18 protein-coding genes are annotated in these 21,945 nt (G+C 61.2%); 8 read left to right on the forward strand and 10 right to left on the reverse strand.

The features are described 5' to 3' along the window. Positions 1 to 13: 13 nt before the first annotated feature. Complete coding sequence (locus NKI19_RS22225) at positions 14 to 718, reverse strand: glutathione S-transferase family protein (protein ID WP_352490225.1); 705 nt, start codon at positions 716 to 718, stop codon at positions 14 to 16. A 108-nt stretch (positions 719 to 826) separates the two neighbouring features. Between NKI19_RS22225 and NKI19_RS22230 the strand changes: the two genes are divergently transcribed. After that, a complete protein-coding gene (locus NKI19_RS22230) occupies positions 827 to 1,192 on the forward strand; it encodes a winged helix-turn-helix transcriptional regulator (protein WP_352490226.1) in 366 nt (121 codons plus the stop codon). A 588-nt stretch (positions 1,193 to 1,780) separates the two neighbouring features. Here the strand turns inward: NKI19_RS22230 and NKI19_RS22235 are convergent. Beyond that, on the reverse strand, positions 1,781 to 2,263 hold the full coding sequence (locus NKI19_RS22235; protein WP_352490227.1) for an SRPBCC family protein: 483 nt from the start codon (positions 2,261 to 2,263) through the stop codon (positions 1,781 to 1,783). Continuing rightward, on the reverse strand, positions 2,260 to 2,577 hold the full coding sequence (locus NKI19_RS22240; RefSeq protein WP_023676569.1) for an ArsR/SmtB family transcription factor: 318 nt from the start codon (positions 2,575 to 2,577) through the stop codon (positions 2,260 to 2,262). Before NKI19_RS22240 ends, NKI19_RS22235 begins: the two co-directional genes overlap by 4 nt. 154 nt (positions 2,578 to 2,731) lie before the next feature. Here NKI19_RS22240 and NKI19_RS22245 point away from each other — a divergent pair, with 154 nt between their 5' ends. The 5 genes from NKI19_RS22245 to NKI19_RS22265 all read left to right on the forward strand — a co-directional run bounded on the left by NKI19_RS22245 (position 2,732) and on the right by NKI19_RS22265 (position 10,222). Then, the gene (locus NKI19_RS22245) at positions 2,732 to 4,096 is read left to right on the forward strand and encodes an RtcB family protein (protein WP_352490228.1); all 1,365 of its coding nucleotides are present in this window, start codon (positions 2,732 to 2,734) and stop codon (positions 4,094 to 4,096) included. Positions 4,097 to 4,332: 236 nt separating this feature from the next. Next, entirely contained in the window at positions 4,333 to 5,313 is a 981-nt protein-coding gene (locus NKI19_RS22250; RefSeq protein WP_352490229.1) for a phosphatase PAP2 family protein, read from the forward strand. A gap of 16 nt (positions 5,314 to 5,329) precedes the next feature. Next, positions 5,330 to 5,599 carry a DUF1194 domain-containing protein gene (locus NKI19_RS22255; protein ID WP_352490230.1) on the forward strand — a complete coding sequence of 90 codons (270 nt, stop codon included), beginning with the start codon at positions 5,330 to 5,332 and terminating at the stop codon, positions 5,597 to 5,599. 316 nt (positions 5,600 to 5,915) lie between these two features. After that, positions 5,916 to 7,022: an efflux RND transporter periplasmic adaptor subunit gene (locus NKI19_RS22260; RefSeq protein ID WP_473560248.1), complete on the forward strand. Its 1,107-nt coding sequence runs from the start codon at positions 5,916 to 5,918 to the stop codon at positions 7,020 to 7,022. Beyond that, positions 7,019 to 10,222, forward strand: coding sequence for an efflux RND transporter permease subunit (locus NKI19_RS22265; RefSeq protein ID WP_352566390.1), 3,204 nt, complete (start codon positions 7,019 to 7,021; stop codon positions 10,220 to 10,222). Before NKI19_RS22260 ends, NKI19_RS22265 begins: the two co-directional genes overlap by 4 nt. 177 nt (positions 10,223 to 10,399) lie before the next feature. Here the strand turns inward: NKI19_RS22265 and NKI19_RS22270 are convergent, their stop codons facing one another. After that, a complete protein-coding gene (locus tag NKI19_RS22270; protein WP_352490232.1) occupies positions 10,400 to 11,467 on the reverse strand; it encodes a cyclic nucleotide-gated potassium channel in 1,068 nt (355 codons plus the stop codon). Between the two features lie 91 nt (positions 11,468 to 11,558). Between NKI19_RS22270 and NKI19_RS22275 the strand changes: the two genes are divergently transcribed. After that, a complete protein-coding gene (locus tag NKI19_RS22275) occupies positions 11,559 to 11,723 on the forward strand; it encodes a hypothetical protein (RefSeq protein WP_352490233.1) in 165 nt (54 codons plus the stop codon). A gap of 446 nt (positions 11,724 to 12,169) precedes the next feature. Here NKI19_RS22275 and metH read toward each other — a convergent pair whose 3' ends face one another. Continuing rightward, positions 12,170 to 15,979, reverse strand: coding sequence for a methionine synthase (metH, locus tag NKI19_RS22280; RefSeq protein WP_352566388.1), 3,810 nt, complete (start codon positions 15,977 to 15,979; stop codon positions 12,170 to 12,172). A gap of 934 nt (positions 15,980 to 16,913) precedes the next feature. Between metH and NKI19_RS22285 the strand changes: the two genes are divergently transcribed. After that, on the forward strand, positions 16,914 to 17,141 hold the full coding sequence (locus NKI19_RS22285; RefSeq protein WP_352566386.1) for a GcrA family cell cycle regulator: 228 nt from the start codon (positions 16,914 to 16,916) through the stop codon (positions 17,139 to 17,141). Between the two features lie 47 nt (positions 17,142 to 17,188). Here NKI19_RS22285 and NKI19_RS22290 read toward each other — a convergent pair whose 3' ends face one another. The 5 genes from NKI19_RS22290 to NKI19_RS22310 form a co-directional block, all read right to left on the reverse strand. Continuing rightward, on the reverse strand, positions 17,189 to 17,485 hold the full coding sequence (locus NKI19_RS22290; RefSeq protein WP_352566384.1) for an aspartate/glutamate racemase family protein: 297 nt from the start codon (positions 17,483 to 17,485) through the stop codon (positions 17,189 to 17,191). Continuing rightward, a complete protein-coding gene (locus tag NKI19_RS22295) occupies positions 17,482 to 18,714 on the reverse strand; it encodes a MalY/PatB family protein (protein WP_352566382.1) in 1,233 nt (410 codons plus the stop codon). The genes NKI19_RS22290 and NKI19_RS22295 overlap by 4 nt, the downstream gene beginning before the upstream one ends. A 61-nt stretch (positions 18,715 to 18,775) precedes the next feature. After that, positions 18,776 to 19,504, reverse strand: a complete 729-nt coding sequence (locus NKI19_RS22300; protein ID WP_352566381.1) for an amino acid ABC transporter ATP-binding protein — start codon at positions 19,502 to 19,504, stop codon at positions 18,776 to 18,778. Between the two features lie 63 nt (positions 19,505 to 19,567). After that, positions 19,568 to 20,692, reverse strand: a complete 1,125-nt coding sequence (locus tag NKI19_RS22305) for an amino acid ABC transporter permease (protein WP_352566407.1) — start codon at positions 20,690 to 20,692, stop codon at positions 19,568 to 19,570. Positions 20,693 to 20,710: 18 nt separating this feature from the next. Then, the gene (locus tag NKI19_RS22310) at positions 20,711 to 21,898 is read right to left on the reverse strand and encodes an amino acid ABC transporter permease (protein ID WP_352566379.1); all 1,188 of its coding nucleotides are present in this window, start codon (positions 21,896 to 21,898) and stop codon (positions 20,711 to 20,713) included. Between the last annotated feature and the right edge of the window lie 47 nt (positions 21,899 to 21,945).

The raw sequence follows: 21,945 nt of genomic DNA on the forward strand, positions 1-21,945 counted from the left end.
TGCGTGACAAAAGCTAGGCAGCGAAACGATCGATCACTTCGGCCAGCGGGACATGGCCAAGACAGGCACCCGAACCCGCCGGCTTTTCGCCATCCTCGATGGCCTGTGCGTAACGCGCGGCCGGATCGGCTTCGATCCTGCCGCGCAACACGGCCAGCTTGGGGTAGCTCGCGCCGTCGACCGCCTTGTGGAACTCCGCCCAGCGCGCCACGCCAATCAGCGTGGTATCGGCAAGCGTCAGCCGATCGCCGACCAGAAAGTCCGTGTCGGCGATCATCGCCTCGAGCTGGTCATGGCGGTTGGTAACGATCTTGCGGCCAAAGTCACGCAAGGTTGCCAACAACACCGGTTCGGCCGATTCCATTTCATATGCAGCCCAGAGTGGGGTGAAAGCGGCGGTGAAACCGGTGTTCACGAAAGCCATCAGCTGGTGCATTCGGTCGGCCTCCGGCGAGCGAGGCTCGAAGCTGATACGGCGTTGCGTGTCGCGGGCTTCGAGCCAGGCGGCAATCGCGATGGTCTCGGTGAGCACCCTGCCCTCGTCGGTGATCAACACCGGCGTTTCCTGACGGCCGTTGATGCTGGCATAGGCGTCGTTCTTCATTTCAGTGAGCATGTCGACGCGACACAGGCGATAGGGCTGTCCGAGGCGTTCAAAAGCAGCGACAAGCCCCATCGAACTTCCCAGCGGGAAGCCGTAAAGGAGAATAGGTTCCATTTCTTTGTCTCTTCCATGATTTAGGGATTACGCTGCGCAGCGAAACTTGACCCTAAACGCTGGTCGCCCCATGTAAATTACGCACTATTCTGTAACCAGGTCCCCGCCATGAAAGACGTCGTCTCACGCTGCCCGATCGAGGAGACCATGCGTGTGCTCAGCGGTCGCTGGCCCACCTTGCTTCTCTACTATCTCAAGGACGGGACCAAGCGCTTCAGCGACCTGAGGCGCGACAATCCAACCGTGTCGCACCGCATCCTGGCGCTCGAACTGCGCAAGCTGGAGGAAGCCGGGATCGTGCGGCGAACGGCGCATACCGGCTATCCGCTACGCGTGGATTACGACCTCACGGAGCCCGGCCTCAAGCTTGTGCCGCTTGTCGACGCCCTCGGCGACTGGTGGGAACATACCGAGCAAGATCGGGCCGGCCGGGCTACGTCGACGCCCGAAACGAATCTAGACACAGCCGCCTAGCCGATCGTGAAAATCTGACGCTTGCCGCCCGAGGCTGGACAGCCGCTTTGGGTTGGATCCGGGCTGAATACCGAAATGCACCGGCAGCGCCAGAAGCTTCATTGCCGAGCAGATACTCTAACGTCGTCAAGTTCGAGCCAGAGATTGAGAAGAACAGAGCCATCGCCGCATAGGCGTCTGCCTGCGTGGGTATGGACGGATTCGCGTTGGTTTGTTCGGGAATACTTTTGAGCCCGATTACGGCCGAGGCAAAGGCCTTCAAATCTTTTCAGGGCAAGGAATGCAAGCCTGACTACAAACGGCTTTGCCCAATGACACCGATCGGCAAATGCGACCTTCAGAGCATGATCGAGCAGTTGTCACCCGCCTGCAAGGCCTTCGTCGAGAAGCACCGGTAATCCAGCTCTGGTACCGCCGCGGACCAACCGCCGGGTGGTCTGCGACAACGCTTGGTGTGGGTGTGCCCGCCGTTCCGGTTGGGGCATCGTTCACCCAACAATATTGGTCCCAGTGGCCGGGCAGAGCGGCACATGCTGCACCGGGAATGAGGCGAGGCCGACAGTGCGACGGCCTCGCTGGTATTCCCGATCAGGCGGCGTGGCGCTTGGCCTCAGCCGCATAGCGGTCCAGGAGACCGCTCCAGCCACCCTCCGATTCGAAGGCCTCGCGCATCGCCTCTGCGGTTTCGCCCATGTTCTCCAGAAGCCTGTGCTCGAGTTCCACACGCGTCGCGTTCTCGCCGAGCGCGACAAAGCGAATCTCGACTTCGGTCAGCAATGCCGGATCGTAGCGCCAGCCGGCTCCAATGCGCCAGGCGAGCGTCAGCCTGGACGGCGGATCCCAGGCGAGAACCTCGCCCCAATCGCATTGGGATCCATCCTCGCCGATCTCGTACCAGCGGCCGCCGGCTTTCGGTTCGATCACCGCGGTCGTCAGGGCGGCTTTGCCGATCGAGTGCGAAGCCGGCCACCACCGTCCGAATCCTGTGGTGAACACATCGAATGCCCTGTCGAGCGGCACCTCCACCGTAACCGACTTCCTGACCGGCGCGGGCTTGATCATGGTCGTCATTTCCTCTTTTCCTTACTGTTGTCGACTTCCCGTTTGAAGGCGTCGAGCGCATCGCCCCACATGCGGTCGAGCCAGGCGCGCATCTCGCCGAGCCCATGCGGGTCGAGATGATAGATGTTGCTGGCACCCTTGGGCTCTGCGCGGACCAGCCGGGCCTCCTTCAAGACCTTGAGGTGCTGCGATACGGCCGGCTGCGAGACCGGAAGCACTCGCGTCAGATCGATGACCGAGCGTGGCCGATCGGCGATGAGCTCGAACACCTTGCGGCGCGTCGGGTCGGCCAAGGCCACCATTCCTGCATAATCATAAATCATGACTTATGATAAGCTAAAACTTATGATAGGTCAACTGACGGAGCGGTGGACCGGTGTTTAAACACCCGGCCGGTTCGGCCCCCGAGGCTCGGGTGGTGCGCGCGTTCGGGCAGCGTGATAATCAGCCTGATCTTTTTGACGACAGGAGACGGCCGTGATCACCGGCAAGGAACTCATCCAGTGGGGTTTTAAGCCGGGCAAGTGGTTTCCGGCTGCTATCGCCGACGCGCAACGCATGGAAAGCGAAGGACGCTCGCAGGACGACATCTTCGCCTATCTGCAAACACTGATGCCGGTCGAGATGATGCCCAGGACCAATGCGCTGGCGTTTAGCGTTTTCCTGGAGCCGGAAAACGATGTCGAGCGCGAAAACCTTGGCCTGGTGGTCGAGGCCATGGATGCCCTCCTGCGCACACCAACAGTCGTGGCCGGGGTCGTCATGCCCGACGCATGTCCGGCAGGAACCATCCCCGTCGGCGGTGTCGTGGCGGCTAGAAACGCCATCCACCCTGGTTTCCATTCGGCCGATATTTGCTGCTCGATGGCGATCACGGTGTTCAAGAGGAACGACGATCCGAAGAAGATACTCGACGCGGCGTTCGACGCAACGCATTTCGGGCCCGGCGGGCGTAAGGATCGGCGTGGTTGGGACATGTCGCGGGAACTTGCCGTGCGATTTAAGTCGAACCGCTTCCTTTCCGACATTGTGCCTATCGGCGACAGCAACATGGGCACGCAGGGCGACGGCAATCATTTCCTCTATGTCGGTCATCTCAGGTCGACCGGACAGCCGGCTATAGTAACCCATCACGGATCACGCGGTCCGGGAGCGATGCTGTACAAACGCGGCATGGCATTGGCCAAAAAGCATACGGCAATAGTGTCGCCAAGAACGCCTTCTGGGGCGGCATGGATCGAGGCTGAAACCGACGAAGGCCGCGCATACTGGGAAGCACTGCAAACCATTCGCGAGTGGACCAAGCAAAACCATTTCCGCATCCATGACCGCGTTCAGGGTGTGCTTGGCAACCATATTGTCGATCGGTTCTGGAACGAGCACAACTTCGTCTTTCGCCGGGACGACGGGCTCTTCTATCATGCCAAAGGCGCAACGCCTTCGTTCTCTCGCTTCTCGGCGGACGACGTTGGCCGTACGCTGATCCCGATGAATATGAGCGAGCCGATCTTGATCACCGGCCACACCGACAAAAAGGCGTCGCTTGGCTTCTCCCCTCATGGTGCCGGCCGAAACATGAGCAGAACCCGCTACTTGCGCGACGTGATCGGCTCGCGGGAACTCGACGACGTTCTCAAGGCTGAAACGCGCGGGTTGGACATCCGGTTTTGGATGGGAAGACCAGACCTGTCCGAATTGCCGGCGGCCTACAAGAGCGCCAAACAGGTCATTGGCCAAATCGAGAAGCATGGCCTGGCGACCATCCAGGACTTTGTCGATCCCTACGGCTCGATCATGGCAGGCGATTGGGAAAAGGACATGCCGTGGAGAAACAAGAAATGAAATGTCGGAAAATGGCGGAACGCTACCGAGCGGTAAGCCGAGTGCTTCCGCCGACATCGCCTTGAACTCCTTTGCCAGGCGACGGTCGACCCGCAACTACCTTACTCTGAACGGCCGGACCATGTCTCGAGCCGGCAAATGTCGACCACCGGGGAAAAGGTAAACCTGGCGGCAAGGTTTTTACCTTATCGGTGTATGTGTCTCTCCGGCGAAACTTTAAGAACGGGTAAATTGGTTTGGCCCTCACCACGGACGCCTCTCGCTACAGGCCCTCCGCCATATGGCAATTGCGCCTCTCCCTGTTCATGGCGACATACGTATTAGGCGCATCTGCACTATATCCAGAAGTATTCTATACGTCAGCCTTAATCTATTCTCACAAGTTTCTTGTTGGCATTCCGGTGTTGTTTATCGGTGGCGTCTGTTGTGCCGCGCTAATCCATGGCCGGCGGCAACCGGTTCGCTACGCACTGGATTTGGTTCAAGGGCGCTGGCGCGGCTGTCTGCTGGTGCTGCTGTTCTTCTTTGCCAGCTTGACCGCGTTCTCTACCTACAAGATCGCCATCCCGTCCGTCGTCCCATACTATGCCGACAACTGGTTGGCCGACGCTGATGAATGGCTGCACGGGATGCCGCCATGGGAGATCGTCCATAAGCTCGACAGCAACAATTGGTCGTTCGTCGTCTTCAACAGCTATGAAGTCATTTGGTTTTACCAGTGGTTCGGCACCATCCTTTTCGTGTCGCTCTGGTCGGACGAGATTGCCCGCATCCGCTATCTCTGCGCAGCAGCGCTGACGTTGTGCGTCCTCGGAACGGTCTTGGCCCTGGCGCTGGCATCGGTCGGACCGGTTTACTACCACCACTTTGTTGGCGTGGATCGCTTCCACGGATTGAATGCGGCCTTGGACAGACTGGACCATAGTTACATGGTGCGGGACCCCGCGGCATACCTCCTGATGGCTTACCAGAGCGGCCGGCCAAGTCTTGGCGGCGGCATCTCGGCCATGCCAAGCATGCATGTCGCCTTTGCCGCATTGAACGCCTATTTGCTGTCATCGATCAATCGCTGGCTTGGCGTTCTGGGTTGGACCTTTGCAGCCCTGATCCTGTACGGATCGGTGTTCACTGGCTGGCACTATGCCGTGGACGGCTACGCATCGATCGTTGTTGTGTCGGTGATCTGGTGGGCGACCGGACGCCTGGTGCGCGAATAATCACGTGCGCCTATCGATGGATGGCCATGCCCGCCGATGGCCACTTCGAATAAGCCAAACTCGCGACCGTAACCAGGCAAAAAGCAGGTGCCCTTACAAGGACGCTCCCTGCCGGTGGATCTCGAACTTGGTTCTTTATGTCGATGTATCGTCTTCAATGAGCGAGACGGAACAACGGCTGCAGCGGGAGGGATATGTCAACGGCTGCTCGATGCCGCAGTGTTGCAGTCCATTTGAATCCGGCCGGCGTGGTAATGCCCATATCGATCTCCTTCGACCAATATGAATCATAAGCCGTCCATCAAAGGAATCCTGAATCCCTTAATTCGCGACTGACTTTAGCCCAATGGCGGGGCAGCCAAAGGGTGGACATTTCAGCCCACATGGAAAATGATCATGTTGCCATGCACAACACTGCAGTGCTCTGATCTCGACGAGAAGCCTGAGCGTAGAAGCGGATCAACCGACCTCCGGTCCAGCGAGCGAGGACGCAAATGGACACCCCAGATAATGGCCAATTGCATCGCGACGCGGGCGGGCGACCCCGTCGATCGGCCGGCTGGCTTGCCCGCGCTGCCATGTCGGCGGCATTCCTGCTCGGCATGGCTTTCAGCAGCACTGCGTTTGCGCAGGACCAGCAGCTTCCCGTGGTGACGGTGGCCAAGCCGGTGGTCCGTGAAATCGTCGAAGACGACGAGTTCGTCGGGCGCTTCGAAGCCGTCGACCAGGTCGCCATCCGTTCGCGCGTCAGCGGCTATCTGGACAAAATCAGCTTCCAGGACGGCGCACTGGTCAACAAGGGCGACCTGCTCTTCACCATCGACCAGCGTCCGTACCAGGCGGCTTATGATGCCGCCAAATCGCAAGTGGACGTCGCCAAGAGTCTGCTCGAATTCTCCAAGATGCAGCTGGATCGCGCCGACGAACTCGCCAAGACCGGCAATATCTCAACCGCGACGGTCGACGACCGCCGGCGGGAATACCTTTCGGCGCAGGCGCAGATGCAGGGCGCGACGGCTGCGCTGACGACGGCCAGCCTGAACATGGAATTCACCGAGATCAAGGCGCCCTTGTCCGGCCGCATCGACCGCCGGCTGGTGTCGGTCGGCAACCTCGTGCAGCCGGATTCCACCTTGCTGACGACCATCGTTACGCGCGATCCGATCGACTTCTATTTCGACGTCGATGAGCGCCTGTATTTCAGCTACGCCCGCGACGCGAAGGAGCGTGGCGGCAGCATGCAGGAAGGCGCCGGCGGGCTCGATGTGGTGGTTCGCGTCGCCGACCGCGCGGAGGCGGTATTCAAAGGCAAGCTCGATTTTGCCGAGAACCGGATCGACAACGCGACCGGCACCATGCGGGTGCGTGCAAGGTTTCCCAACGCCGACGGCATTCTCCAGCCAGGCATGTTCGGGCGCATCAACGTGCCGGGGTCGCTGCCGCATAGCGGCGTGCTGGTGCCCGACGAGGCGATCGGCGCCGATCAGGATCGCCGCATCGTCTTCCTGGTGGATGAGGCCGGGACGGTGTCGGCAAAGCCCGTGCGCACCGGCCCGCTTCTCGACGGCTACCGGGTGATCCGCGGGGGCCTGACCGGCGACGAGACGATCATCGTCAACGGGCTGATGCACGCCAGGCCCGGCACCAAGGTGAAGGTCGAGATGGTGACGTTGCCGCCCAGGGCCGAGACCGCCGGGTTGCAGCAATGAGGTTCGCACATTTCTTCGTCGACCGTCCGATCTTCGCATCGGTCGTTTCGATCGTCCTGCTAATCCTCGGCGGGATTGCTTATACCCAGCTGCCGGTCGCGCAATATCCCGAGATCGCGCCGCCGACCATCGTCGTTCGCGCGCAGTATCCGGGCGCCGACGCCGAGACGGTCGCAGCGACGGTGGCAACGCCGATCGAGCAGGAGATCAACGGCGTCGAGGGCATGCTCTACATGTCGTCCTATTCGTCGGGCGACGGGGCGATGGCGCTGACCATCACCTTCAAGCTGGGCACCGATCTCGACCAGGCGCAGGTGCTGGTACAGAACCGCGTGTCGGTCGCCGAGCCGCGCCTGCCCGAAGAAGTCCGCCGCCTCGGCATCACCACCACCAAGACCTCGCCCGACCTGATGATGGTCGTGCACATGCTGTCGCCCGACAATACCTACGACCAGCTCTACGTCTCGAACTACGCCCGCTCGCGGGTGCGCGACATACTGCTCAGGTTAGACGGCGTCGGCGACCTCATCATCTTCGGCGAACGCGAATATTCGCTGCGCATCTGGCTCGATCCGGAAAAACTGTCCGCCCTGGGGATGACCTCGGGCGATGTGGTGCAGGCGCTGCGCGACCAGAACGTCCAGGTGTCGGGTGGCTCGATCGGCGCGCCGCCGACCAGCACCGGCACGGCGTTCCAGTACACGGTCACCACGCAAGGCCGCTTCAACGACGCACGCGACTTCCGATACGTGATCGTCAAATCGGCCGACGACGGTCGCCTGATCTCGTTGCAGGACGTGGCGCGCATCGAGCTCGGCGCCAAGGATTACGTCACCAACTCCTATCTCAACGGCAAACCGGCCGTGGCGCTCGCCATCTTCCAGCGGCCGGGCACCAATGCGCTCGCCGCAGCCGCGGAGATCCAGGACAAGATGAAGGAGCTTTCCCGCGACTTCCCGAAGGGGTTGAGCTACGACATCGTCTACAATCCGACCGAGTTCGTCGCCGAGTCGATCCAGGAGGTCTACAAGACGATCCTCGAGGCGATGCTGCTGGTCATCATCGTCATCATCGTCTTCCTGCAATCGTGGCGCATGGCGATCGTGCCGATCGTGGCGATCCCCGTGTCGCTGATCGGCACGCTGGCGGTGCTTTACGCCGCCGGCTTCTCGCTCAACATGCTGACGCTGTTCGGCCTCGTTCTGGCGATCGGCATCGTCGTCGACGATGCGATCGTCGTGGTCGAGAACGTCGAGCGCAATATCGCCAGAGGGCTGGCGCCCAATCCGGCGTCGCACCTGACCATGGACGAAGTCGGAACGGCGGTCATCGCGATCTCGCTGGTGCTGATAGCCGTGTTCGTACCGACAGCCTTCATCCCCGGCATTTCTGGGCAGTTCTACCTGCAGTTTGCGATCACTATCGCGGTGTCGACGGCGATCTCGGCATTCAATTCGCTGACGCTTTCGCCGGCGCTGGCCGCACTGCTGTTCAAGCCGCACCACGCCGCGGCGGCGCCGCCGCGCTTTTTCCTGGCGCGGTTCGGACGGGCGCTCGCCGACGGCTTCAATCGCGGCTTCGACAGGGTCGCCGACTGGTATTCGAGCATCGTCCGCGTGCTGGTCGGCTCGTGGATAACGATCGCCGCCATGCTGGCCGTTTTCGCGGCCCTCATCTACGCCACGGTCTACATGGTGCAGGCGGTGCCGCGCGGTTTCATTCCGTCGCTCGACCAGGGCTATGCGATCGTCGTCGTCCAGTTGCCGGACGGCGCCTCGCTGTCGAGGACCGATGGGGTCATCCAGCAGGCGTCGCAGATCATCCAGAAAATGCCAGGCGTCGACTATGCAGTCGCCTTCGCCGGCTTCTCCGGCGCGACCTTCACCAACGCCAGCAACGCGGGCGTGATCTTCGCCAGGTTCAAGCCCTTTGACGAGCGACTGAAAGCCGGCCAGTCGGCGACCCAGGTCATCGGCAATCTGTTCGGCAGTCTGCAAAGCATCAAGGAAGCCTTCATTATCGCACTGCCGCCGCCGCCGATCCGCGGCGTCGGCAATGCCGGCGGCTTCAAGCTGCAGATCCAGGAGCGCAACAGCGCCGACATGCGGCAGATCCTGGCGCTTGCCAACGAAATCGCCGGCAAGGCCAACAAGACGCCGGGGCTGACGGGCGTGTTCACCACGTTCTCCGCGTCGAGCCCGCAATTCTTCCTGGCGATCGATCGCGACAAGGCGCGCATCCTGAACGTGCCGATCCCCAACATCTTCGAGACGCTGTCGATCAATTTAGGCACCGCCTACGTCAACGACTTCAACGCTTTCGGGCGCGTCTACCAGGTGCGGGCGCAGGCCGACCAGGCATTCCGCCTCGATCGCGCCGACATCTTGAAACTGAAGGTGCGCTCGGCGACCGGCGCGCTGGTTCCGCTCGGCACGTTGATCGAGATCCGCGACGTCACCGGCCCGGCGCTGGTCCAGCGCTACAACATGTACGTCTCGGTGCCGCTGCAGGGCAACGCCGCGCCCGGCGTTTCCACGGGCGACGCGCTGGCATTGATGGAAGGGATCACGGCAAAGACGCTGCCGGCCGGTACCTCCTATGAATGGACCGAGCTCGCCTATCAGGAGCGCAACACCGGCAATGCCGCTGTCTATATCTTCGGACTGTCGGTGCTGTTCGTGTTCCTGGCGCTGGCGGCGCAATATGAAAGCTGGGTGCTGCCGTTCGCCATTGTGCTGGTGGTGCCGCTCGGCGTGCTCGCGGCGTTGCTCGGCGTGTCTTTCCGAGGGCTGGACAACAACATCCTCGTGCAGATCGGGCTCATCGTGCTGATCGGGCTTGCCGCCAAGAACGCGATCCTGATCGTCGAATTCGCGCGCCAGGCGCAGGAACGCGGCCTGTCGGCCGCCGAGGCTGCCGTCGAAGCCTGCCGGCTCAGGCTGCGGCCGATCCTGATGACCGCTTTCTCGTTCATCCTCGGCGTCGTGCCGCTGGTGATCGCAACGGGCCCGGGCGCAGAAATGCGCCAGTCGCTTGGCACCGCGGTGTTCTCCGGCATGCTCGGCGTCACCTTCGTCGGCCTGTTCCTGACGCCGGTGTTCTACGTCACGCTCAGGTCGCTGTTTTCACGGCGCAAGCCCCGTACCGAGGCCGAGCCTTCGGGGCCGGCAGATGCGGCATCGGAGACGGCCGCCGAGTAGGGTAGCGGCTGGTAAATATGCAAAAGGAGACGTTTCGCGGGTCATTGCAATAGACTTGGCCAAGGTGGATAAGGCACGGGTCCTGATGTTTCAGCTGGTGTGTTCCCACCTGGGGACCCGCACCGAGCGATATTTTGCATCGGTCGCATCCTCCTCCTGACGAACACCTAATCACGGTCAACCCTTAGGCGCCGCGCCGCGCCGATCGAGCGCGGTCTTGCGGATGATTTCCGCGATCTCCGGGCTGCTGCTGCACAGCAGCTGGAAATCCGCCGAGTGTAGCGACAGGAGTGAGACCACCGTTGTGGCGCTGACGGTCGCCGAGCGCGGTTCGCCGCTGATCAGCGCCATCTCGCCGAAGAAGGCGCCAGGGCCAAGCTCCACCGGGGTCGGCGTCGCGACGCTGACGCGCCCCTCCACGACGAAGAACATCTGATCACCGGTCTCGCCATTGCGGCAGATCACAGCGCCCGCCGGCACGATGCGAGGTCGTAATGCGCGCACGATCTCGACTAGTGTGGCCGGGCCGAGCTTCTGAAACAACGGCACGGCGGCGATCAATTGCCAATTGCGGACGAAATCCTCGCGACGGACTTCTTGATAAAAGCCGGTGGCAAGAATGCCAGCCCAGAGCGCGAAGATGCCGATGCCACTCATCATGACCGCCCCGGCAAGGACGCGGCCGGCGAAGCTTTCCGGAATAGCGTCGCCATAGCCCGTGGTGGACAGCGTGACCACCGCCCACCACATTGCCTGGGGGATGCTGCCGAACTTTTCCGGTTGGACGTCGCGCTCGATGACATAGGCCGCGAGCGAAACACCGAACAGAACGATGCAGAAGACCGTGGTGACGCCGATCAGGTTGCGCGCTTCGTTGGTCAGGATCCTGCCCAGCAGCGGGAAGAAAGTCGAGTCGCGCAGCGGTTTCAGCAGCCAGACAGCACAGTAGAGGCTCCGGTCAGGCGTACCGACGAGCAGAAATGCGGCGAGTGGAACCAAAACCGCGAGCATATCAATGGCAATTGCCGGCGTCCTGACCCGAACGTCTCCCGCCCGGCGCTTGAGGACCGTCTCAGCCAGTTGCAGGAGATAGACGCCCCAAATGACCGCGAGCACGGTAGCCAGAGCCAGTCTGCTTCGTGCGGACATATCCGGTGTCGTGAGCGCAGCCACCGCCACAAGCCCAGTCGCAGCCAGCAGCGCGTTGAGCGGTGCGTAGATTCTTAAGAAAGGCAGTACCGACATTCTATGCTCACGAGCGGCTATTATCCTCCAGAGTAGGATGCCTTCAAGGCAAGCGCAAAGGTGCTTACTTTCGCTGCGATGTTCATCACCAATGGTGAACTCAGATGTCCGGGAAAATGAACAGACAGGCTACAACGCAGACCTGATCCTGTACGGATCGGTGTTCACTGGCTGGCACTATGCCGTGGACGGCTACGCATCGATCGTTGTTGTGTCGGTGATCTGGTGGGCGACCGGACGCCTGGTGCGCGAATAATCAGGTGCGCCAACCGCATATATGGCTACGCGCGCTGATTGCTTCTTCGCATCGGCCAAACTCGCGACCGCAATCAGGCAAAAAGCACGTGCCCTGACAAGGTCACTGCCGTGCTCGAATTCAACGGGTGAGGTTCCGCTTTCGAATTTGATTGGTGCGGTCGAGATGCAACGCTGCACCGCCTCCCGCGTTGATTTTAAAGGGGTTTTTGGTAGAATTCCGTAGCGATTTGTATCACAGTTTGTATCTCAGTCCGTATCGCACGATGCGGACCCGGCACCAGCTAAGTAGCCCTTCTTACGAAGGCCGAAACCCGCCCGCTTCAAGAGTCTTTTGCCTACCTCAAACGCTTGGCAAGGAAGGAGCACAAGAAACTGTCGAAAGCCATCCGGTCGAAAAGGCAGCGGAGATTTAGAAGGCACGAATTTACGATGCCGCCGTTCCCACTATTCAGCCGCCTCGGCATAGTGTGCCGGCACATAGTTGAGAACGGGGCCCAGCCAGCGCTCGACATCGGCGATTGGCATCGCCTTACGGCTAGCATAATCCTCGACCTGGTCGCGTTCGATCTTGGCGACGCCGAAATAATAGCTTTCGGGATGGGCGAGATAAATGCCCGACACGGAAGAGCCCGGCCACATCGCATAGCTTTCGGTCAGGCTGACGCCCGCATTGCGCTCGCCGTCGAGCAGGCGAAACAGCGTCGCCTTCTCGGTGTGGTCGGGCTGCGCTGGATAGCCGGGCGCCGGGCGGATGCCGCGATAAGGTTCGCCGATCAGGTCGTCCGGTGCCAGGTTCTCGTCGGGCGCGTAACCCCAGAACTCCTTGCGCACCTTCTCATGCATGCGCTCGGCGAAGGCTTCGGCGAAACGGTCGGCCAGCGCCTTGACCATGATCGAGGAATAATCGTCGTTCGCCCGCTCGAAGCGCTCGGCGATCGCCACTTCCTCGATGCCGGCGGTGACGATGAAGCCGCCGAGATAGTCGGCTTTACCGCTGTCGGCGGGCGCGACGAAATCCGACAGCGCGACATTGGCCCTGCCGTCTCGCTTGGCCAGTTGCTGGCGCAAGGTGAAGAAGGTCGCCAGTTCCTGCGAGCGCTTATCGTCCGTGAACAGCCTGATGTCGTCGCCGACGGTATTCGCCGGCCAGAAGCCAATCACGCCCTTGGGCGCGAACCATTTTTCGGCAATGACCTTCTTCAGCATCGCCTGGGCGTCCTCGAAAAGCTGGCGTGCCGCCGGCCCTTGCGCCTCGTCCTCGAGGATCTTGGGATAACGACCCTTCAACTCCCAGGTCTGGAAGAACGGCGTCCAGTCGATATAGCGAGCGAGCTCGGCCAGATCCCAGCCTTCGAAGACTTTGACGCCAAGGAAGGACGGCTTCGGCGGCACATAGGCCGACCAGTCGACCTTGTGCGCGTTGGCCCGCGCCCGCGCCAGCGGCAGGCGCTGCTTGTCGGCTTCGCTGCGCGCATGCGCATCGGCAACCTTCTTGTATTCGGCGCGGACGTTGTCGACGTAGCCGGCCTTGGCCTCGTTCGACAGCAGCGCCGAAACAACGCCGACCGCGCGGCTGGCATCGGCGACGTAGACCGTCTGGCCGCTGGTGTAGCGTGGATGGATCTTGACCGCCGTGTGCACGCGGCTGGTGGTCGCGCCGCCAATCAGCAGCGGAATGTCGAAGCCTTCGCGTTCCATCTCGGCCGCCATATGCGCCATCTCGTCTAGCGACGGCGTGATCAGGCCGGACAGGCCGATGATGTCGACCTGCTGCTCGCGCGCCGTCTGCAGGATCTTCGTCGCCGGCACCATGACGCCGAGGTCGATGATCTCATAATTGTTGCACGCCAGAACCACGCCGACGATGTTCTTGCCGATGTCGTGGACATCCCCCTTCACCGTCGCCATCAGGATCTTTCCTGCGGTCTGGCGCTCGCCATTGTCGATGCCGTTGGCGGCGTTCGCCAGCTTCTCCGCCTCCATGTAGGGGAGCAGGCCGGCAACGGCCTGCTTCATGACGCGGGCGGACTTCACCACTTGCGGCAGGAACATCTTGCCGGAGCCGAACAGGTCGCCGACGACATTCATGCCCGCCATCAGCGGACCTTCGATGACATGCAGTGGACGCTCGGCCGCACCCCGCGCCTCGTCCGTGTCCGCGTCGATGAATTCGGTGATGCCGTTGACCAGCGCATGCGAAATGCGCTGTTCGACCGGCCAGTCGCGCCAGGCGAGATCGCGCTCCTGCGCCTCCTTGCCAGCCGTGCCTTTGAAGCGCTCGGCACGTTCCAGCATGCGCTCGGTCGCCGTGCTACCACCTTTCGGCTCACGGTTGTTGACGACATCCTCGCAGGCGTCGCGCAGGTCCGGATCGATGGTGTCGTAGACGGCAAGCTGTCCGGCATTGACGATGCCCATGTCCATGCCCGCCTGGATGGCGTGGTAGAGGAACACCGCATGCATGGCCTCGCGCACCGGCTCGTTGCCGCGGAACGAGAAGGAGAGGTTCGACACGCCGCCCGAAATATGAACATAGGGAAGCGTCGTGGTGATCTCGCGCGCTGCTTCGATGAAGTCGACGCCGTAATTGTTGTGCTCCTCGATGCCGGTGGCGATGGCAAAGACGTTCGGATCGAAAACGATGTCCTCCGGCGGGAATCCGGCCTGCTCGGTCAACAGCTTGTAGGCGCGGGTGCAGATTGCGACCTTGCGCGCCTTGGTGTCGGCCTGGCCGTCCTCGTCGAAGGCCATGACGACCACCGCCGCGCCATAGGCACGGACCAGTCGGGCATGATGCAGGAAGGCTTCTTCGCCCTCCTTCATCGAGATCGAGTTGACCAGCGGTTTGCCCTGCACGCATTTCAGGCCAGCTTCGATGATCTCCCATTTGGAACTGTCGATCATCACGGGAACACGGGCGATATCAGGTTCGGCCGCGATCAGGTTGAGATACTCGATCATCGCCCTCTTCGAATCGATCAGGCCCTCGTCCATGTTGATGTCGATGATCTGGGCGCCATTGGCGACCTGGTCGCGGGCGATATCGAGCGCGGCGACATAGTCGGCCGCCGTGATCAGCTTCCTGAATTTTGCCGACCCGGTGACATTGGTGCGCTCGCCGACATTGACGAATGGAATCTCGTCGGTCAGCGTGAACGGCTCGAGCCCCGACAGGCGCATCTTCGGTTCGATGTCGGGAACAGCTCGCGGCGGATATTTCTTCACCGCCGCTGCGATGGCGCGGATGTGGTCGGGCGTCGAGCCGCAGCAGCCGCCGACGACATTGACCAATCCCTCGCGCGCGAAATCCTCGATCTGCGCGGCCATGAATTCCGGACTCTCGTCATACCCGCCGAATTCACTGGGCAGGCCGGCATTCGGATAGGCGCAAGTGAACGTATCGGCGACACCGGATATCTCTGCCAGATGCGCGCGCATGGCGTTGGCGCCGAGCGCGCAATTCAGGCCGATGGTGAAGGGGCTGGCATGGCGCACCGAATGCCAGAAGGCGGTCGGCGTCTGCCCGGACAGCGTGCGGCCGGACAGGTCGGTGATGGTGCCGGAGATCATCACCGGCAGGTACACGCCCTTCTCGATGAAGATCTCGTTGCAGGCGAAGATCGCCGCCTTGGCGTTCAGCGTGTCGAAGATCGTCTCGAGCAGGATGATGTCGGCGCCGCCGTCGATCAGGCCGCGCAGCTGCTCGCCATAAGCAAGGCGCAGGTCGTCGAAGGTTACGGCGCGATAGCCGGGATTGTTCACGTCTGGCGACATCGAGGCGGTGCGGTTGGTCGGCCCGACCGCGCCGGCGACGAAACGGCGCTTGCCGTCCTCCTGCTCGGCACGAACAGCGGCGCGGCGCACCAGTCGCACGCCATCGCGGTTCAACGCGTAGACCGCATCCTCCATGCGGTAATCGGCCTGGGCGATTGAGGTCGAGGAGAAGGTGTTGGTTTCAAGGATATCTGCGCCGGCGATGGCGTACTGATAGTGGATCTCCTCGATCGCCCTCGGCTGCGTCAGGATCAGCAGATCGTTGTTGCCCTGCTGGTGGCAGGCACAGCCGGCGAAGGCCTCACCCCGAAAATGGTCTTCGTCAAACCCGAGGCCCTGGATCTGCGTGCCCATGGCGCCGTCAAGGATGAGGATGCGTTCGTGCACCGCTGCGGTCAGCGCAGCAAGCACTTCGGAACCGTTGGGCTTTGCTGTGGCGGGGCCGAACAGGTCATCCAGCGATGAGGAACTTTGCGACATTTTTCATCCTCGAGACGACAGTCGCACTCAAGTCACATAAAGACATCTTTATGTCAACATACGCCCTCCAGCTCTGTTTGTCACCCTTGTTCCCCACGCATCGGTTTCGCCGGCCTGAGGCTGATGATGCCGCTGGTGCCGCCGCCGCCCAAATGACCGCGCCAAGTGTCAGGCCGATGCCGACGTTTTCTCCATCGCTGCGATCAGTTCTTTCTACGGCGGATCCGCAAGTGGCTGGATAGGATCGCCGGCAGTTTGCTCATGATCTTCGGACTGCGACTGAAGTTCAGGCATAGGTCCGACTCGAGCCGTTGCGCGAAGGGCAGCTTTGAGCGGCATGAAGGTCGCCTTATGGCGCAACTAGGATGTCCAGGGTAATCGCCTGCAGCGTCCGCTATCCGGCAATCGCAAAAATCGCCTCAAGGGCGGACATTGCGCGCGAAGCGGCCATCCAAGGTTCAGCCTACGGAAAGCGTCTTGGGGCGCATCGCGCCATACAACGCTCGCAACCGAATGACAGCAAAAGGGTCGAACTCCGTCGTTCAGAGTGATTTGGGTTGGGGCGAGAGCGGCCGGCCATGAGGAGGCCCCGGACTGAGAAGGAGGTGTCGGTCGGGCGCGCCTGATAGGGGCCCACAAGGGCACCCCTGCCCGGTCTGCCGACGAACCCAGGGGGCAGTGACCGCCACGATCAGAGGTACGGCAACATGGGCGGCCGGGCCGCCTTCGCGCTGTCAACCGCACGCTACCCAGCGGCAACTGTGGCCTTAAGTCGCAAACTATTGGCTTCAGAAACCAGGCCGTCGGGCTTCATTGACGCTGCAACCAACACCATATGGTGATCCATTGCCCTCCAAAACGAGAGAAGCTGGCCTGCCGCGGTCGCACTGCGGCCCTCAACCGGCAATGGCTATGAACTAGGAACCTGAAAACCATGCCTGAAAATATCAGAGTAATTTCGAGAGACGTCCCCCTCATTCAGCTAGGCCTCTATCAGTGCCGCTTCCCGGTAAGCGAAGACCCGTCGGTACCCGGCGGTTACCGTTTTTGTGCTGGGTCAACTTCGCCGGACCGCGTCTACTGCGATCACCACCACGGCATCGTAACCGCTGTCGACCCTCGTCGGGCCCGTTCGGTCCTCGCTCAACGACGCGCCGCGTAAATTAGGCGGCGGGCGGGTCGCCAATTTGCGAGTAGACACCCGGTGGATCACCTTGAGGCTTCCCCCTGCTTGCGGGCGTCGATCAGCAATGGTGCCTCGAAGCACGCAATAATATGGGCGTCGACATTGTCCATTTCCGCCGCGACCACCTGCTTGAGCAGGCCCGGTACGGAGAGTTCACCGTCAAATGGCCCTTCGATCGCTTCAGGTCCAGCCATGGACTGCATGCCCAATATCTCGGTCCCGGCCCGCCACCGCCATGGCGGCTGCGACGAAGCGGTCGTGTTGGGATTGATGACGGCAATTCGCATTCGCAGCATTCCGGCTTGGTTGCGCTCAATCACAAAGATGCCAGCGCGCTGGACATGCGCTCCAGCCCTTGGCGCAACAGAGGACGCGGGCAGCCGACATTCAGACGGATGAAGCCTTCGCCGCCAGGCCCATAGACGCGGCCGTCGTAGAGATTGACCCCGGCCTGATCGACAAAGAACTTCTGAATTCCACCCACTCTGCGATCGAGCGCGCACGCGTCCAACCACACCAGAAACGATGCGTCGGGCCGCATGGGCGTGATGCCTGGAAGGTGTTCACCGGCGAACTCGCAAACCAGATCAATGTTGCTGGCGATGTAACGCGTGAGTTGGTCGAGCCATGGCGCGCCGCTGCTGTAGGCAACCTCCAGGGCCAAGCGGCCGAAAAAGTTTGCATTTACCATGAATGACGCCTGCATTGCGGCAAGAAGCGTCTCGCGGCGCTTTTTGCTGGCAACTGAAATGGTTGCCGAAGGAACCCCGGCAAGATTGAAAGTCTTCGTTGGCGCGGTGCAGATGAACGATTTCTCCGCGGCATCTTCCGAGATGGAGGAGAAGACGATGTGGGGGCGATCCGACAACCTTATGTCGCAGTGAATATCGTCGGATATGACCAGGATCCCATGGCGCTCACAAATGTCGTTAAGCGCCGCCAATTCTTCGAGTGTCCAGGCCATTCCGGCAGGGTTGTGAGGATTGCACAGCAGGAATGCCTTGGCACCGCCAGCCGCCAGTCTCTCGAAATCCTCCAGATCGAGCTCATATCTGTTGTTGTGCAATCTCAGCCGGTTCGTAAGCAGAACCCGCCCGTTTCCCTGAACCACTTCGAAATAGGGCGAGTACACGGGCGACTGCACAATGACGCCGTCACCGGGCTTCGTGAAGGTTCGCAGTATCGCAGCGACCGAAGGCATGATCGCCGGGGCGGGAAGCAAGGTCTCCACTTTCGGCGACCAGTTGTGCCGGCGCGCGAACCACGATTGCACGATCTCATAGTGGCGCGGATCGCGGCGTGTGTAGCCGTAAATGCCATGGTCCGCGGCCTCGCGCAGCCGCGCGATGACGGTTTCCGGAGCGCGGAAATCCATATCCGCTGTCCATAGGGACAGCAGGTTCTGGCCCTCGACCTGCGGAGAGAACTCATCCCACTGGTTGGCCCATTTGGCGGATCCGAATTGCTGGCGGTCGTGGATTTGGTCGAAATCTATTCCCGCGATATTTCGTTGCCCAAGCGCCGATGCGGGCGTGTCTGCACAAGCCATTTGATAGTCACCTAGAAAATCTGTTGCTACGGTTACAGCCGCTTTGCTTCTGCGGACGTCCCTATTTGAGGATTTGCGCCAGAAACTGCCGTGCCCGTTCCGATCGGGAGTTGGTGAAGAACTGATGGGGCGTGTTGGTTTCGACGATCTCCCCGCGGTCCATGAACACCACGCGATCGGCCACCTCCCGCGCGAAGCCCATCTCATGCGTCACGCACAGCATCGTCATGCCTTCACTCGCAAGCGACACCATCGTGTCGAGCACCTCCTTGACCATCTCCGGATCGAGGGCAGAGGTCGGCTCGTCGAAAAGCATGATCTTTGGGTTCATGCAGAGAGCCCGGGCAATTGCAGCGCGTTGCTGCTGGCCACCCGACAACTGCCCTGGGTAGCTCTCCGCCTTCTCCGCAATTCTGACGCGATCGAGATAATGGCGCGCCAATTCCTCAGCGGCCGACCGCGGCATCTTTCTCACCCAAAACGGCGCAAGCGTGCAATTCTCAAGCACCGTAAGGTGGGGAAACAGATTGAAGTGCTGAAACACCATCCCGACGTTGCTGCGCACTGCGTCGATCTTGCGCAGATCCTCGGTTACCAACTTGCCGTTGACGATGATGTCGCCCGACTGATGCTCCTCGAGATGGTTGATGCAGCGGATCATCGTCGACTTGCCCGACCCGGAGGGGCCACAGATCACAATGCGCTGCCCCCGCGTCACCGAGAGGTTGATGTTCTTGAGCGCATGGTACGAACCGAACCATTTATTGACGCCACGCAGTTCGATGGCCATCGCCTTGCCGTAGGGCGTTGCCTTCGTCGCTGCGTGCATTGCTTGTGGCATCATCATCTCGTCCTAGGATTTGTGGCCACGCGCCAATTGGCGCTCCATCGATTGCGAGTAGCGGGACATGCCGAAGCAAAAGCCCCAGTAGACCAGTCCGGCAAAGAGGTAGCCGGTTGAGGAGATCGTCGGGCCTGCCCAGTTCGGATCGACTCGCGCCGTTTCGACGGCCTTCAGGAAATCTGCTATGCCGACGATGGCGACCAGCGTCGTGTCCTTGAACAGGCCGATGAAGGTCGACACGATGCTCGGGATAACGATCGTCAACGCCTGGGGGAGGACGATCAGGCGCATCATGTCGAAGTAGTTGATCCCGAGCGCTTTCGCCGCTTCGTATTGGCCCTTCGGGATCGCCTGAAGGCCGGCCCTCACAACCTCGGCCATATAGGCGGATGAGAACAACGCTATCGCGATGAGCGGGCGCAGCAGACGATCAGGCGTCAGATAGTCGGGGACGAAAAGCGGCATCATGAAGTTCGCCATGAACAACACCGTGATAAACGGCACGCCCCGGACGACTTCGATGAATGTGACGCAAACCGTCTTGACGAAAGGGAGTTCCGACCGGCGTCCAAGCGCCAGGATAACTCCGATCGGAAGCGAGAAGACGATGCCCACAATCGACATCAGCAGCGTGATCAAGAGACCGCCCCAGAGCGTCGTGTCGATGACAGGCAAATGGAGCCAGGCGACGCCGCGCACCAGAACGAACGCGGCAATGGGGTAGACGAGGAAGAATAGCAACGCCGCCACTTCGCGCCGCGGAGCCTTCGTCCACAGGAGCCAAACGATGAGGATGGCGCCGATCGCCTGCGCAAGGTCCACGCGCCACCGCTCGGAAACCGGGTACGCGCCGTATCGCAGGTAGTCGAACTTCTCGGCAATGAAAGGCCAGCAAGCTCCTTGGCTGTTCGCACGGCATGCTTCGCGACCGCCGCTCCAGACCGCGTCGAAGATCGCAAAGCTCAAAAAGTGATGCAGCAGCCACACGGCGAGGACGACAAAGCAGATTGTCAGCGCGCCTGAAGCCGGCGTCGAAAACAGATTCTTTTTCATCCAGGTCACTGGACCTGGCCGAACGTCGGCGGGGGGCGCCATCGCTGGTATGAGCGCACCGCTGACAAAAGGCGAATGCATGGACTGATCGCTCACGCGTCACCTCTCGACGATCGCAAAATGTCGGTTACACGCGTTCATGGCCAACGACGTGGCGAGGGAGATAACGAGATAGACAGACAAGGTGATCGCCATGACCTGGACGGCCGCGCCGGTCTGGTTGAGCACCGTCCCTGCAAAGATCTGCACGAGGTCGGGATAGCCGATGAACACCGCCAGCGACGAGTTCTTGATGAGATTGAGATACTGGCTTGTCAAAGGCGGTATGATGATCCGCAGCGCCTGGGGAACGACGACCAGACGAAGCGTCTTGCCCGGCGCCAGCCCCAGCGCATACGCAGCCTCCGTCTGGCCCTTTGGCACTGCCTGGATTCCACCTCGAACGATCTCGGCGATGTATGAACCGGTGTAGACCGACAGACCGATCAGGAGAGCGGCAAACTCCGGATAGAGCTGATGCCCGCCTTGAAAATTGAAGCCGCGCAGCTGCGGCGCGACGAACGAGACCGGCTCGCCAGCCGCCAGGAACACGACCAGCGGAAATCCTATCAACGTCGCCAGACTGACCAAAAGCACCGGCAGCTGCTTGCCCGTCCGTCTCTGGACGCTCCTGGCGCGAAACCAGAATGCAACGCAGCAGGAAATGGCCGTCACGAATGCCAGGCTCACCAACCCCGCTCCCGGATGCAACTGGATCTCCGGAATGATGAGGCCGCGATTGTTTAGGTAGATGCCGCCGGGGATGGCAATAGACGCCTTCGGGGAGGGCAACGGCTTGAGGACGGCGTTGTACCAGAACAGCAGCTGCAGCAATAACGGGACATTGCGCACAAGCTCGACATAGGCGGTCGCCACCTTCGAAACGATCCAGTTCCGCGACAGGCGGGCAACGCCGATGACGAAGCCAAGCAAGGTCGCCAACAGGATTGCGAGTACGCTGACGTAGAGTGTGTTGACCACTCCGACCCAGAAGGCCTGACCATAGGTGGACAGCGCATCGTACGGTATCAGGGTCTGACTGATGTCGAAGCCGGCAGCCTCATTCCAAAAATCGAATGAGAGCGGAATCCCCCGGACCCGCATATTCGATGCTGTCTGCATCCCGATGCCCAGGGCCAAGGCCAGCAGACAGCCAGCGAGCAAGAGCTGGTAGAGAACGCCTCGCACTTTCGTATCGTGCAGCGACAGGCTCCTGCGCGACGGCGCGGGAAGCGACAAATGGGACATGGCCTGTTCCTATCGGGATCCGTGCAGGGCGCTGGTGGTAACACGCC

This window comes from Mesorhizobium sp. M0751, from assembly GCF_040320265.1.
Lineage (GTDB): Bacteria > Pseudomonadota > Alphaproteobacteria > Rhizobiales > Rhizobiaceae > Mesorhizobium.

What these genes read in the sequence shown, in the direction of transcription:
- NKI19_RS22225 (WP_352490225.1), bottom strand. Translation starts at nt 718, where the DNA reads ATGGAACCTATTCTCCTTTACGGCTTCCCGCTGGGAAGTTCGATGGGG.
- NKI19_RS22230 (WP_352490226.1), top strand. Translation starts at nt 827, where the DNA reads ATGAAAGACGTCGTCTCACGCTGCCCGATCGAGGAGACCATGCGTGTG.
- NKI19_RS22235 (WP_352490227.1), bottom strand. Translation starts at nt 2,263, where the DNA reads ATGACGACCATGATCAAGCCCGCGCCGGTCAGGAAGTCGGTTACGGTG.
- NKI19_RS22240 (WP_023676569.1), bottom strand. Translation starts at nt 2,577, where the DNA reads ATGATTTATGATTATGCAGGAATGGTGGCCTTGGCCGACCCGACGCGC.
- NKI19_RS22255 (WP_352490230.1), top strand. Translation starts at nt 5,330, where the DNA reads ATGGATGGCCATGCCCGCCGATGGCCACTTCGAATAAGCCAAACTCGC.
- NKI19_RS22260 (WP_473560248.1), top strand. Translation starts at nt 5,916, where the DNA reads ATGGCTTTCAGCAGCACTGCGTTTGCGCAGGACCAGCAGCTTCCCGTG.
- NKI19_RS22265 (WP_352566390.1), top strand. Translation starts at nt 7,019, where the DNA reads ATGAGGTTCGCACATTTCTTCGTCGACCGTCCGATCTTCGCATCGGTC.
- NKI19_RS22270 (WP_352490232.1), bottom strand. Translation starts at nt 11,467, where the DNA reads ATGTCGGTACTGCCTTTCTTAAGAATCTACGCACCGCTCAACGCGCTG.
- NKI19_RS22275 (WP_352490233.1), top strand. Translation starts at nt 11,559, where the DNA reads ATGGTGAACTCAGATGTCCGGGAAAATGAACAGACAGGCTACAACGCA.
- metH (WP_352566388.1), bottom strand. Translation starts at nt 15,979, where the DNA reads ATGTCGCAAAGTTCCTCATCGCTGGATGACCTGTTCGGCCCCGCCACA.
- NKI19_RS22285 (WP_352566386.1), top strand. Translation starts at nt 16,914, where the DNA reads ATGCCTGAAAATATCAGAGTAATTTCGAGAGACGTCCCCCTCATTCAG.
- NKI19_RS22295 (WP_352566382.1), bottom strand. Translation starts at nt 18,714, where the DNA reads ATGGCTTGTGCAGACACGCCCGCATCGGCGCTTGGGCAACGAAATATC.
- NKI19_RS22300 (WP_352566381.1), bottom strand. Translation starts at nt 19,504, where the DNA reads ATGGCCATCGAACTGCGTGGCGTCAATAAATGGTTCGGTTCGTACCAT.
- NKI19_RS22305 (WP_352566407.1), bottom strand. Translation starts at nt 20,692, where the DNA reads ATGCATTCGCCTTTTGTCAGCGGTGCGCTCATACCAGCGATGGCGCCC.
- NKI19_RS22310 (WP_352566379.1), bottom strand. Translation starts at nt 21,898, where the DNA reads ATGTCCCATTTGTCGCTTCCCGCGCCGTCGCGCAGGAGCCTGTCGCTG.